The following is a 13,737-nucleotide window of genomic DNA, read 5'->3' as shown; positions in this document are numbered from 1 at the left end:
TTGGACCGAACAGGACCCGACACCATGAATACAGCCGTCAACGTCAACGTCGTGCACGAATCCGAAGCCCAGCGCCAGTTCGCCCGGGTCAAGCTGCCGGCGCGCATCCGCTACATCGGCGCCAACCGCGAAGGCGTCGACGCACGCCTGCTGGATCTCTCCGCCGGCGGCTTCGCCTTCACCGCGAGCGGCGCACCGATCCAGCCCGGCGACCTGTACAAGGGCAAGCTGCTGTTCCAGGTCGACAGCATCAGCTTTTCCCTCGAAGTGGAGTTCCAGGTGCGCTCGGTGGACCCCGCCAGCCGCCGCGTCGGCTGCGAGTTCCAGAACCTCAAGCCGCGCGAGGTGGCGGCCCTGCGCTACCTGATCACCTCCTACCTGGCCGGCGAGGTGATCGGCGTCGGCGACATGCTCAACACCCTCCAGCGCGAGAACTTCACCAAGGCCCGCAAGCAGGGCGGCGGCAACGGCGGGATGGGCTTCTTCGGCCGGGTCCGGGCGGTGACCCTGAGCACCGCGATCTTCGTCGTCGGAGTCGGCGCCTTCGCCTTCATCCTCAACCAGATGTACAACCTGTACTTCGTCACCCATGCCGATTCCGGCGTGGTCAGCGTCCCCAACCAGCAGATCACCATGCCCCGCGAGGGCACCGTGCAGAGCCTTCTCGGGCCCAACGCGGAAGTCGCCAAAGGCGCGCCGATCGCTACCTTCTCGGCCAACCTGCTGGACATGCTCAAGGGCAACCTGACCGAGGAGCAGCTCAACCCGGGCAACATCGAGAAGCTCTTCGGCCACCAGATGAAAGGGACCCTGACCAGCCCCTGCGACTGCCGCGTGGTCCAGCAACTGGTAGCCGACGGGCAATACGCCAACAAGGGCCAGGTGATCTTCACCCTCGCGCCGCGCGACAGCGTGGCCAGCATCGAGGCACGCTTCCCCTACCGCAACGCCGCCGAGCTGGCGCCGGGCACCCGGGTGAACTTCCAGGTCGCCGGCGACGGCGTCAACCGCAGCGGCCGCATCGTCAACACCGCGCCGGTGGACGGCGACCTGTCCTCGGAAATCCGCGTGCAGATCCAGCCCGACCAGCCGCTCGACGCCCAGTACGCCGGCCGCCCGGCCGAGGTCAGCATCGGCGGCCTGCCCGGCCGCACCCTGCTGAACAAGGCCGTGACCCTGGCCACCGCTCGCTGACCGGTACCCGACCATGAAGATGCCCATCCTCCCTCCCCTGCCCCTGGCGTCCCGGCACCTGCTGCTGGCCTCGGCCATCGCCCTGGCCGCCGGCTGCGCCGGACTGCCCGACCAGCGCCTGGCCCAGGAGGCCCTGGAGCGCGGCGACCTCGCCACCGCCCAGAGCAACTACCAGGCCCTGGCCGCGATGGGTTACGCCGACGCCCAGGTCGGCCTCGCCGACATGCAGGTCGCCAGCGGCGACAGCGCCCAGCAGGCCAAGGCCGAAAAGCTCTACCGCGAGGCCGCGCAGACCTCGCCGCGGGCCCGCGCGCGCCTTGGCAAGTGGCTGGCGGCCAAGCCCGGCGCCAGCGACGCCGAGCACCGCGAGGCCGAGCGCCTGCTCAGCCAGGCCTTCGAACAGGGCGAGGACAGTGCCCTGGTGCCGCTCATCGTGCTCTACCTGCAGTACCCGCAGTCCTGGCCGGAAATCGACCCGCAGCAGCGCATCGACCAGTGGCGCGCGCGCGGACTGCCGCAGGCCGACCTGGCGCAGATCATCCTCTACCGCACCCAGGGCACCTACGCCCAGCACCTGGGCGAGATCGAGCAGGTCTGCCAGCGCTGGCTGCGGCGCATGGACGTGTGCTGGTACGAACTGGCCACGGTCTACCAGATGCAGGGCAACGCGGAAAAGCAGAAGGTCCTGCTCGAACAGCTGCGCGCCGCCTACAAGGCCGGCCGGGTGCCCGGCGAGCGGGTCGACTCGGTGGCCGGGGTGCTCGCCGACGGCGAACTCGGCCAGCCCGACCCGCAGACCGCCCAGGCGCTGCTGGAAGAGATCGCGCCGAGCTACCCCGCGGCCTGGGTCAGCCTGGCCAAGCTGCTCTACGACTATCCCGACCAGGGCGACCTGGAAAAGATGCTCGGCTACCTGAAGAACGCCCAGGACGCCGCCCAGCCACGCGCCGAACTGCTCCTCGGGCGCCTCTACTACGACGGCAAGTGGGCGCCGCAGGACCCGCGCAAGGCCGAGCGGCACCTGCTCAAGGCCGCCGCCAGCGAACCCCAGGCCAACTACTACCTGGGGCAGATCTACCGCCGCGGCTTCCTCGGCAAGGTCTATCCGCAGAAGGCCGTCGACCACCTGATCCTCGCCGCCCGCGCCGGCCAGGCCAGCGCCGACATGGCCCTGGCCCAGCTCTGGTCGCAGGGCCGCGGCATCCAGCCGAACCGGGTCAACGCCTACGTCTTCGGCCAGCTCGCCGTGCAGCAGCAGGTACCGCAGGCCAGCGACCTGCTCGGGCAGATCGAAGCGCAACTGCCGCCGGCCGAACGCAGCCAGGCGCAGCAATTGCTTAAGCGCGAACAACAGAGCCGCGGCAACAACTGGCAGGCCACCGTCAGCCTGCTGCAGAGCCAGGACTCGCCGATCAACGAAGAAGAGCCAGAAAGCCTATGAACAGCTCCCGTTCCGTCAACCCGCGGCCGTCCTTCGCGCCGCGCGCCCTGTCCCTGGCCATCGCCCTGCTGCTCGGCGCGCCGGCGTTCGCCGCCGGCAGCGGCGAGGCACCGAAGAACTTCGGCCTGGACGTGAAGATCACCGGCGAATCGGAAAACGATCGCGACCTCGGCACCGCTCCCGGCGGCACCCTCAACGACATCGGTATCGACCTGCGGCCCTGGGCCTTCGGCCAGTGGGGCGACTGGAGCGCCTACTTCATGGGCCAGGCGGTGGCCGCCACCGACACCATCGAGACCGACACCCTGCAATCGGACACCGACGACGGCAACAACAGCCGCAACGACGGTCGCGAGCCGGACAAGAGCTACCTCGCCGCACGCGAATTCTGGGTCGACTACGCCGGCCTCACCGCCTACCCCGGCGAGCACCTGCGCTTCGGCCGCCAGCGCCTGCGGGAAGACAGCGGCCAGTGGCAGGACACCAACATCGAGGCGCTGAACTGGAGCTTCGAGACCACCCTGCTCAACGCCCACGCCGGAGTCGCCCAGCGTTTCAGCGAATACCGCACCGACCTCGACGAACTGGCTCCGGAGGACAAGGACCGCACCCATGTGTTCGGCGACATCTCCACCCAGTGGGCGCCGCACCACCGCATCGGCGTGCGCATCCACCACGCCGACGACAGCGGCCACCTGCGCCGCCCCGGCGAGGAAGTCGACAACCTCGACAAGACCTATACCGGCCAGCTCACCTGGCTCGGCATCGAGGCTACCGGCGATGCCTACAACTATCGTTCGAGCATGCCGCTGAACTACTGGGCCAGCGCCACCTGGCTGACCGGCGACCGCGACAACCTGACCACCACCACGGTCGACGACCGGCGCATCGCCACCGGCAAGCAGAGCGGCGACGTCAATGCCTTCGGCGTCGACCTCGGCCTGCGCTGGAACATCGACGAGCAATGGAAGGCCGGCGTCGGCTACGCCCGCGGCAGCGGCGGTGGCAAGGACGGCGAGGAGCAGTTCCAGCAGACCGGGCTGGAGAGCAATCGCTCCAACTTCACCGGCACCCGCTCGCGCGTGCACCGCTTCGGCGAAGCCTTCCGCGGCGAACTGAGCAACCTCCAGGCAGCCACCCTGTTCGGCTCCTGGCAACTGCGCGAGGACTACGACGCGAGCCTGGTCTACCACAAGTTCTGGCGCGTCGACGACGACTCCGACATCGGTACCAGCGGCATCAACGCCGCCCTGCAACCGGGCGAGAAGGACATCGGCCAGGAACTCGACCTGGTGGTGACCAAGTACTTCAAGCAAGGCCTGCTGCCGGCCTCGATGAGCCAGTACGTCGACGAGCCCTCGGCGCTGATCCGCTTCCGCGGCGGCCTGTTCAAGCCGGGCGACGCCTACGGGCCGGGCACCGACTCGACCATGCACCGCGCCTTCGTCGACTTCATCTGGCGCTTCTGAGCCCCGCGAGGAAACCGGACATGCCCGACATTTCCCTTTCGATCCCCCGCCGCCGGCTCCCGCGCCTGCGCCCGCTGGCCGCGGCAGTGCTCGGCGCGGTGCTGCTGCACGGCCAGGCGTGGGCGGCGCAGCCGGTGGAGAAACCGCAGCCGGTCCCGGCGCAGGCCGGCAACGAGCCGGGCCTGACCCAGGGCCTGAAGGAAACCGGCAACTACACGGTGACCACCGCGCCGGCCGAACCGTTGCACCTGGACCCGCCGAAACTGCCCGACCTCTCCGGCTACACCGCCGCCGCGGTGGAAGCCAAGATCGTGCGCAAGCCGGGTGGCCACGCCAGCGTGCAGCGCATGGTCCAGCAGCAGCCGCTGAAGGAGTTCACCGGTGGCAGCAACCGCCTCGCCGAATGGGTCAAGCGCCAGCGCCAGATGCCCCAGGCGATCTTCATCGAAGGCGGCTACGTGAACCTCGCCCAGCTCGCCGGCAAGCTTCCCGCCAGCGCGCTGGAACAGGTCGAGCCGGGGGTGTTCGTCGCCCGCCTGCCGATCGTGGTCAGCCAGGGCGCGACCCTCGACATCGACAAGCAGGTCAAGGAACTGCGCCTGTCCCAGGAGCGCGGCGCGTTCCTGGTCAACGACGGCATGCTGTTCGTCCGCGACAGCAAGGTCACCGGCTGGAGCGAATCGAAGAAGGAGCCGGCCTGGTTCAAGACGCCCAACGAGTTCCGTCCGTTCCTGATCTCCTGGGGCGGCGCCGAGGTGTACCTGAGCAACAGCACCTTCACCAGCTTCGGCTACAACGCCTCCAAGGCCTACGGCATCTCCATCTCGCAGTACAGCCCGGGCATGGACAAGCAGATGAAGCGCCCGCGCCCCAAGGGCTGGGTGATCGACTCGACCATCGTCGACAGCTGGTACGGCTTCTATTGCTACGAGGCCGACGACCTGGTGGTGAAGGGCAACACCTACCGCGACAACATCGTCTACGGCATCGACCCGCACGACCGTTCGCACCGCCTGATCATCGCCGACAACACCGTCCACGGGACCAGGAAGAAGCACGGCATCATCGTCTCGCGGGAAGTCAACGACAGCTTCATCTTCAACAACCGCAGCTACGAGAACAAGCTTTCCGGGATCGTCCTCGACCGTAACAGCGAGGGCAACCTGGTGGCCTACAACGAGGTCTATCGCAACCATTCCGACGGTATCACCCTCTACGAGAGCGGCGACAACCTGCTCTGGGGCAACCAGGTCCTGGCCAACCGCCGCCACGGCATCCGCGTGCGCAACAGCGTGAACATCCGCCTCTACGAGAACCTCGCGGCGGGCAACCAGCTGATCGGCGTGTACGGCCACATCAAGGACCTCACCAACACCGACCGCAACATCGCCCTCGACCCATTCGACACCAAGGTCTCGCTGATCGTGGTCGGCGGCAAGCTCGCCGGCAACGGCTCCGGCCCGCTCTCGGTGGATTCGCCGCTGAGCCTCGAACTGTACCGGGTGGCGATGCTCGCCCCGACCAAATCCTCCGGCATCAGCCTGCCCGGCGTTCTCGGCGAGAAGCAGGACCAGATCCTCGACCTGCTGGTGCGCCAGGACAAGGCGGTGCTGATCGACCCCGTGGAAAGCCAGGCCGAACTCCAGGACTGAGGACCCAGACGCATGAAAACCCGCACTTCCCGACTGTTCCGCCTGAGCGCCCTGGCCGCCGGCCTCTGCCTGGCCCAGGCAGCCCTGGCCGCCGACCCCGGCGCGGCGCCGAGCTACCAGGCGCTGCCGGCCGGCAACCTGTGCCCGGCCGCCGCCGACGACTCGCGCTACAACACCAAGTACCTGGGCTTCTTCACCCACCTGGTGCAGGCCCAGGACGACTGGCTGTTCCGCACCACCTACGACCTGCGTACCGACTTCGGCACCAGCGCCGAAGGCTGGCGCGAACTCCGCGCACTGCGCGACGAACTCAAGCGCAAGGGCATCGAGCTGGTGGTGGTCTACCAGCCGACCCGCGGCCTGGTGAACCGCGAGAAGCTCAGCCCGGCGGAAAAGGCCGGCTTCGACTACGAGCTGGCGAAGAAGAACTACCTGGCGACCATCGCCCGCTTCCGCCAGGCCGGCATCTGGACCCCGGACTTCTCGCCGCTGTTCGACGAGAAGGAGGAGCACGCCTACTACTTCAAGGGCGACCACCACTGGACTCCCCATGGCGCCCGGCGCAGCGCGAAGATCGTGGCCGAGACGCTGAAGCAGGTGCCCGGCTTCGAGGAGATCCCGAAGAAGCAGTTCGAAAGCAAGCGCGTCGGCCTGCTGTCCAAGCTCGGCACCTTCCACAAGGCCGCCGCGCAACTCTGCGGCAACAGCTACGCCACCCAGTACGTCGACCGCTTCGAGACCGAGCCGGTGGGCGCCAGCGACAGCGGCGACCTGTTCGGCGACGGCGGCAACCCGCAGATCGCCCTGGTCGGCACCTCCAACAGCGGCCCGGCCTACAACTTCGCCGGCTTCCTGGAGGAGTTCAGCGGCGCCGACATCCTCAACAACGCGGTGTCCGGCGGCGGCTTCGACAGTTCGCTGCTGGCGTACATGACCAGCGAGGAATTCCACAAGAACCCGCCGAAGATCCTCATCTGGGAATTCGCCACCCACTACGACATGGCGCAGAAGAGCTTCTACCGCCAGGCCATGCCGCTGGTGGACAACGGCTGCTCCGGCCGGAAGACCGTACTCAGCCGCAAGGTCAAGCTGCGCCAGGGCCGCAACGAGGTGCTGCTGAACAGCGCCGCGCTACCGATCCGTAGCGGCAGCTACGTCGCCGACGTGACCTACAGCGACCCTTCGGTACACGAGTTGAAGAACACCATCTGGTACATGAACGGCCGCCGCGAGCAGTTGAAGATCGAGCAGTCGAAAGCCGTCGATACCGGCGGCCGCTACGTCTTCCAGCTGCGCAACGACAGCGACTGGGCCGACCAGCAGTTCCTTTCCCTGGAAATCGAAGCGCCGGAGGACATGCCCCAGGGCCTGGAGGTCCAGGCCAGCATCTGCCAGGCGGCGCCCGCCAAGGCCAGCCAGTCGGTGGCCGGGAGGTAAACGATGAAAACGTCCCACCTGATCCGTATCGCCCTGCCCGGTGCCCTCGCCGCGGCATTGCTCGCCAGCCAGGTCAGCCAGGCCGCCGACCTGGTACCCCCGCCCGGCTACTACGCGGCGGTCGGCGAGCGCAAGGGCAACGCCGGCAGCTGCCCCGCGGTGCCGCCGCCGTATACCGGCAGCCTGGTCTTCACCAGCAAGTACGAAGGCTCCGATTCGGCGCGGGCGACCCTCAACGTCAAGGCGGAGAAGACCTTCCGCTCGCAGATCAAGGACATCACCGACATGGAGCGCGGCGCCACCAAGCTGGTCACCCAGTACATGCGCAGCGGCCGCGACGGCGACCTGGCCTGCGCACTGAACTGGATGAGCGCCTGGGCCCGCGCCGGCGCCTTGCAGAGCGACGACTTCAACCACACCGGCAAGTCCATGCGCAAATGGGCGCTGGGCAGCCTCTCCGGCGCCTACATGCGCCTGAAGTTCTCCAGCTCGCGGCCGCTCGCGGCCCACGCCGAGCAGAGCCGGGAAATCGAGGACTGGTTCGCCCGGCTCGGCACCCAGGTAGTCCGCGACTGGAGCGGCCTGCCGCTGAAGAAGATCAACAACCATTCCTACTGGGCGGCCTGGTCGGTGATGTCCACCGCGGTGGTGACCAACCGCCGCGACCTCTTCGACTGGGCGGTGAGCGAGTTCAAGGTCGCCGCCAACCAGGTCGACGAGCAGGGCTTCCTGCCCAACGAACTCAAGCGCCGCCAGCGCGCCCTCGCCTACCACAACTATGCGCTGCCACCGCTGGCGATGATCGCCGCGTTCGCCCAGGTCAACGGCGTCGACCTGCGCCAGGAGAACCACGGCGCCCTGCAGCGCCTGGCCGAGCGGGTGATGAAGGGAGTCGACGACGAGGAAACCTTCGAGGAGAAGACCGGCGAGGACCAGGACATGACCGACCTCAAGGTCGACAACAAGTACGCCTGGCTGGAGCCCTACTGCGCCCTCTACCGCTGCGAGCCGAAGATGCTCGAGGCGAAGAAGGACCGCGAGCCGTTCAACAGTTTCCGCCTCGGCGGCGAAGTGACGCGGGTGTTCAGCCGCGAAGGGGGAAGTTGAGGGCGTGGCGGGAAGCGGGCGCACAGGCCGGGGGCCACGCGCCCCTCTACCCCGCTCGCCGACCAGGCGCCACACCCCGACCCATGCGCGACAGACGCGGGCGGGCGCAACACCTTAGGCAACACCACGGGGAGGAAAACGGCGGGTCGTCCCGCCTTTCCTCGAGCGCTCCAGGGCGCGGAAAGGCAGGGCCGACCTGAATGGTTGACGCTCTAGAGAGAGAGACGGCATGGTCTTTTCTTCAAACGTGTTCCTGTTCCTGTTCCTGCCGGTCTTTCTCGGCCTGTACTACCTGAGCGGCGAACGTTACCGGAACCTGCTGCTGCTGATCGCCAGCTACGTGTTCTACGCCTGGTGGCGGGTGGACTTCCTCCTGCTGTTCGCCGGGGTCACCGTCTTCAACTACTGGATCGGCCTGCGCATCGGCGCCGCCGGCGTACGCACCAGGGCCGCGCAACGCTGGCTGATCCTCGGCGTGGTGGTCGACCTCTGCGTGCTCGGGTACTTCAAGTACGCCAACTTCGGCGTCGACAGCCTCAACGAGATCATCACCTCGTTCGGCATGCAGCCGTTCGTGCTGACCCACATCCTGCTGCCGATCGGCATCTCCTTCTACACCTTCGAGTCGATCAGCTACATCATCGACGTCTACCGCGGCGATACCCCGGCGACCCACAACCTGATCGACTTCGCCGCCTTCGTCGCGATCTTCCCGCACCTGATCGCCGGCCCGGTGCTGCGCTTCAAGGACCTGGTCGACCAGTTCAACCACCGCACCCACACCGTCGACAAGTTCGCCGAAGGCTGCACCCGCTTCATGCAGGGCTTCGTCAAGAAGGTGTTCATCGCCGACACCCTGGCCGCCCTCGCCGACCACTGCTTCGCCCTGCAGAACCCGACCACCGGCGACGCCTGGCTCGGCGCCCTGGCCTACACCGCGCAGCTCTACTTCGACTTCTCCGGCTACAGCGACATGGCCATCGGCCTCGGCCTGATGATGGGCTTCCGCTTCATGGAGAACTTCAACCAGCCCTACATCAGCCAGTCGATCACCGAGTTCTGGCGGCGCTGGCACATCAGCCTGTCGACCTGGCTGCGCGACTACCTCTACATCAGCCTGGGCGGCAACCGCGGCAGCACCTTCCAGACCTACCGCAACCTGTTCCTGACCATGCTCCTCGGCGGCCTGTGGCACGGCGCCAACTTCACCTACATCATCTGGGGCGCCTGGCACGGCATGTGGCTGGCGATCGAGCGGGCCCTCGGAGTGAACGCCGCGCCGCGCGTGCTCAACCCTTTGAAGTGGGCGTTCACCTTCCTCCTGGTGGTGATCGGCTGGGTGATCTTCCGCGCCGAGAACCTGCAGGTCGCCTGGCGCATGTACGAAGCCATGTTCAGCTTCGGCACCTGGCAGCTCTCCGAACTGAACCGCGCCAGCCTCACCGGCCTGCAGGTCGGCACCCTGGTCCTGGCCTACCTGGTGCTGGCGTTCTTCGGCCTGCGCCAGTTCTACAACCAGCCATTGCAGACCAAGGCGCCCAAGGCCGCGGCGAACAGCGACGAAGTGGCCGCCGACGGCCCGGCCAGTGCCCAGCCGCGCGCCCCGCGCGAGGCCGCCGGCGACCCGGCGGCGATCGCCTACTCGCCGAGCGGCGCGCTGGTCTACCAGCCGAGCTGGCTCAGCCAGTTGCCCGTCCTGGCCACCCGCCTGGCGCTGCTCCTGCTGTTCGCCGCCTCGGTGCTGAAGCTCTCCGCGCAGAGCTACTCGCCATTCCTCTACTTCCAGTTCTGAGCGAGGCCCACGCCATGACACAGAGCATTTCCCGCCCCCTGCAATACGCCTATATCGCCGCCTTCGGCGGGCTGCTGCTGGGGCTCGCCGGATGGTCGCTGAAGAGCGTGCCGGGCTTCTCCGCCGCGGCCGATACGCCACTGCTCAACGGCAAGCTGGCGCACGCCTTCGAAGCCCACTACGACAAGGAATTCCCGATCAAGCGCCTGGGCACCAACCTCTGGGCCGCACTCGACTACACGCTGTTCCACGAAGGCCGCCCCGGCGTGGTGATCGGCAAGGACGGCTGGCTGTTCACCGACGAAGAGTTCAAGCCGGCACCGAGCGGCCAGCAACTGGAAGACAACTGGGCACTGGTACGCGGCGTGCAGCGGGAGCTGAACCGGCGCGGCGTCAAGCTGGTGCTCGCGGTGATCCCGGCCAAGGCCCGCCTGTATCCCGAGCACATCGGCCGCGAGCAGCCGGCCGCGCTGCACGACAGCCTCTACCAGGACTTCCTGGCCCGCGCCCGCGCCGCCGGCATCGACAGTCCCGACCTGCTCGGCAGCCTGCGCCAGGCCAAGGACAACGGCGCGGTGTTCCTGCGCACCGACACCCACTGGTCGCCGCTCGGCGCGGAAACCGTGGCCCAGCGCCTCGGCGCGGAGATCCGCGAGACGCACCTGCTGGATGTGCCGGCGCAGAACTTCGTCACCCGCGTCGGCGAAGAACGCACGCACAAGGGCGACCTGCTCAGCTTCCTGCCGCTGGACCCGCTGTTCGACGAACTGCTGCCGCGTCCGGAGCAGTTGCAGCAACGCACCACCGAAGCCGCGCCGGCACTGCCGGGCGGCCAGCAGTCCGGCGCGGGCGACGACCTCTTCGGCGATAGCCAGCAACCGCGCCTGGCGCTGGTCGGCACCAGCTACAGCGCCAACCCCAGGTGGAACTTCGAGGGCGCGCTGAAACAGGCGCTGTCCGCCGACCTGATCAATTACGCGAAGGAAGGCAAGGGCCCCCTCGAACCGATGCTGGAACTGCTGCAGGACGAAGGCTTCCGCAAGGACCCGCCGCAACTGCTGGTCTGGGAGTTTCCCGAGCGCTACCTGCCGATGGCCAGCGACCTCAGCCAGTTCGACGCCGACTGGGTCGCCCAGCTGAAGGCCAGCGGCGGCCGCGATGAGCGCCTGGCCGCCAGCCGCAACGATTGAACGAACACAGCCAAGGCTGTTTACCCACGGGGCCGAGCGCCCCGCTGAAGAAGAAGCAACGGAGGAATACCCATGAACCCGATGACCCGCCGCCACACCTGGACCCGCCTGGCCTGCGCACTTTCCCTCGGCGTCGCCGCATTCGCCGCGCAGGCCGACGAGGGCGCCCTGTACGGGCCCCAGGCACCCAAGGGCTCGGCCTTCGTCCGCGCCTACAACGCCGGCAACAGCGAACTCGACGTGTCGGTCGGCAGCACCAGCCTGAACGACGTCGCGCCGCTCGGTTCCAGCGACTTCAAGTTCCTCCCCCCCGGCAGCTACACCGCCCAGGTCGGCCAGCAGAGCCTGCCGGTCAAGCTCGACCCGGACAGCTACTACACCCTGGTCAGCCAGCCCGGCGGCAAGCCGCAGCTGGTGGCCGAGCCGCCGTTCAAGAACAAGCAGAAGGCGCTGGTGCGGGTGCAGAACCTCAGCGGCTCGAAGCTGACCCTGAAGACCGCCGACGGCAAGACCGACGTGGTCAAGGACGTCGGCCCGCAAAGCCACGGCGACCGCGAGATCAACCCGGTAAAGGTGAACCTGGCGCTGTTCGACGGCAGCAAGAAGGTCAGCGACCTGAAGCCGGTCACCCTGGCCCGCGGCGAGGTGGTCTGCCTGTATGTCACCGGCAGCGGCGGCAAGCTCGCGCCGGTCTGGGTCAAGCGCCCGGTGAAGGCGGACTGAGACCGACCGGGAGGGGCTCGCCCCTCCCGGCATTCCACACAACAAGACCGGCCCGACACCGGCGCACCAACCGTCAGCGCTCCCGCAGAAGGAGCGCACTGGAGAGGTCACCCGGGGCTCCGTGGAGCCCGGTAACGAGATATCCCGCCGCACGGCGGGATCCCTAGACAGACGCATCGCTTCAAGGAGAAACAACATGATCCCAGTAATCCTTTCCGGTGGCAGCGGCTCGCGACTCTGGCCTCTTTCCCGCAAGCAGTACCCCAAGCAGTTCCTCGCCCTTACCGGCGACGACACCCTGTTCCAGCAGACCATCAAGCGCCTGGCCTTCGACGGCATGCAGGCACCGCTGCTGGTGTGCAACAAGGAGCACCGCTTCATCGTCCAGGAACAGCTGGAGGCACAAAACCTGGCGAGCCAGGCGATCCTCCTCGAACCCTTCGGCCGCAACACGGCGCCGGCGGTGGCCATCGCCGCGATGAAACTGGTCGCCGAAGGCCGCGACGAACTGCTGCTGATCCTTCCCGCCGACCACGTGATCGAGGACCAGCGCGCCTTCCAGCAGGCCCTGGCGCTGGCCACCAACGCCGCCGAAAAGGGCGAGATGGTGCTCTTCGGCATTCCCGCCAGCCGCCCCGAGACCGGCTACGGCTACATCCGCGCGAGCGCCGATGCGCAACTGCCGGAAGGCGTCAGCCGGGTGCAGAGCTTCGTCGAGAAGCCCGACGAAGCCCGCGCCCGCGAGTTCGTCGCCGCCGGCGGCTACTACTGGAACAGCGGCATGTTCCTGTTCCGCGCCAGCCGCTACCTGGAAGAACTGAAGAAGCACGACGCCGACATCTACGACACCTGCCTGCTGGCCCTGGAGCGCAGCCAGCACGACGGCGACCTGGTGAACATCGACGCCGCCACCTTCGAATGCTGCCCGGACAACTCCATCGACTACGCGGTGATGGAGAAGACCTCACGCGCCTGCGTGGTGCCGCTGTCCGCCGGCTGGAACGATGTCGGCAGCTGGTCGTCGATCTGGGACGTGCACGCCAAGGACGCCAACGGCAACGTCACCAAGGGCGACGTGCTGGTCCACGACAGCCACAACTGCCTGGTGCACGGCAACGGCAAGCTGGTCTCGGTGATCGGCCTGGAGGACATCGTGGTGGTGGAAACCAAGGACGCCATGATGATCGCCCACAAGGACCGGGTGCAGGACGTCAAGCACGTGGTCAAGGACCTCGACGCCCAGGGCCGTAGCGAGACCCAGAACCACTGCGAGGTCTACCGCCCGTGGGGCTCCTACGACTCGGTGGACATGGGCGGCCGCTTCCAGGTCAAGCACATCACCGTGAAGCCCGGCGCGCGCCTCTCGCTGCAGATGCACCACCACCGCGCCGAGCACTGGATCGTGGTTTCCGGGACCGCCCAGGTGACCTGCGACGACAAGACCTTCCTGCTCACCGAGAACCAGTCGACCTACATCCCGATCGCCTCCGTGCACCGCCTGGCCAACCCCGGCAAGATCCCGCTGGAGATCATCGAGGTGCAGTCCGGCAGCTACCTCGGCGAGGACGACATCGAGCGCCTGGAAGACGTCTACGGGCGCACCGCAGAACCGGCCCTGCAAGTGGTCGCCGGCAGCCGCTGAAGCGTCGACCCGGCCCCCTGGCGGAGCGATCCGCCAGGGGGTTGTTTTTTTCCGACAACCTACGGGATTGACTTTCCCTGGCCCTCCCCA

At 67.6% G+C, this 13,737-nt stretch carries 10 protein-coding genes; all 10 read left to right on the top strand.

All coding sequences use genetic code 11. The features are described 5' to 3' along the window. Positions 1-24 precede the first annotated feature (24 nt). Positions 25-1,194 (top strand): alginate biosynthesis protein Alg44, encoded by a 1,170-nt coding sequence (gene alg44, locus ACI766_RS07205; RefSeq protein WP_003092101.1) that lies wholly within the window; start codon positions 25-27, stop codon positions 1,192-1,194. A 13-nt stretch (positions 1,195-1,207) separates the two neighbouring features. Then, on the top strand, positions 1,208-2,635 hold the full coding sequence (gene algK, locus ACI766_RS07200) for an alginate biosynthesis TPR repeat lipoprotein AlgK (RefSeq protein WP_003112887.1): 1,428 nt from the start codon (positions 1,208-1,210) through the stop codon (positions 2,633-2,635). After that, positions 2,632-4,104: an outer membrane porin AlgE gene (gene algE, locus ACI766_RS07195; RefSeq protein ID WP_003110464.1), complete on the top strand. Its 1,473-nt coding sequence runs from the start codon at positions 2,632-2,634 to the stop codon at positions 4,102-4,104. The genes algK and algE overlap by 4 nt, the downstream gene beginning before the upstream one ends. A 20-nt stretch (positions 4,105-4,124) precedes the next feature. Continuing rightward, complete coding sequence (gene algG, locus ACI766_RS07190) at positions 4,125-5,756, top strand: mannuronan 5-epimerase AlgG (RefSeq protein WP_003453577.1); 1,632 nt, start codon at positions 4,125-4,127, stop codon at positions 5,754-5,756. 12 nt (positions 5,757-5,768) lie between these two features. Then, positions 5,769-7,193 carry an alginate biosynthesis protein AlgX gene (algX, locus tag ACI766_RS07185; RefSeq protein WP_003092107.1) on the top strand — a complete coding sequence of 475 codons (1,425 nt, stop codon included), beginning with the start codon at positions 5,769-5,771 and terminating at the stop codon, positions 7,191-7,193. Positions 7,194-7,196: 3 nt separating this feature from the next. Beyond that, the gene (gene algL, locus ACI766_RS07180) at positions 7,197-8,300 is read left to right on the top strand and encodes an alginate biosynthesis protein AlgL (protein ID WP_003453578.1); all 1,104 of its coding nucleotides are present in this window, start codon (positions 7,197-7,199) and stop codon (positions 8,298-8,300) included. Positions 8,301-8,529: 229 nt separating this feature from the next. Next, positions 8,530-10,092: an MBOAT family O-acyltransferase gene (locus tag ACI766_RS07175; RefSeq protein WP_003110467.1), complete on the top strand. Its 1,563-nt coding sequence runs from the start codon at positions 8,530-8,532 to the stop codon at positions 10,090-10,092. Between the two features lie 14 nt (positions 10,093-10,106). Further along, positions 10,107-11,282, top strand: coding sequence for an alginate O-acetyltransferase (algJ, locus tag ACI766_RS07170; RefSeq protein WP_003092111.1), 1,176 nt, complete (start codon positions 10,107-10,109; stop codon positions 11,280-11,282). Positions 11,283-11,354: 72 nt separating this feature from the next. Then, on the top strand, positions 11,355-12,005 hold the full coding sequence (gene algF, locus ACI766_RS07165; RefSeq protein WP_003092112.1) for an alginate O-acetyltransferase AlgF: 651 nt from the start codon (positions 11,355-11,357) through the stop codon (positions 12,003-12,005). A gap of 196 nt (positions 12,006-12,201) precedes the next feature. Further along, positions 12,202-13,647, top strand: a complete 1,446-nt coding sequence (locus ACI766_RS07160) for a mannose-1-phosphate guanylyltransferase/mannose-6-phosphate isomerase (RefSeq protein ID WP_003092113.1) — start codon at positions 12,202-12,204, stop codon at positions 13,645-13,647. Positions 13,648-13,737: the final 90 nt, after the last annotated feature.

This window comes from Pseudomonas sp. DL, from assembly GCF_047199225.1.
Lineage (GTDB): Bacteria > Pseudomonadota > Gammaproteobacteria > Pseudomonadales > Pseudomonadaceae > Pseudomonas > Pseudomonas aeruginosa.
The sequence above is the reverse complement of the archived record's forward strand: the minus strand, read 5'-3'. Positions and strand labels throughout refer to the sequence as shown.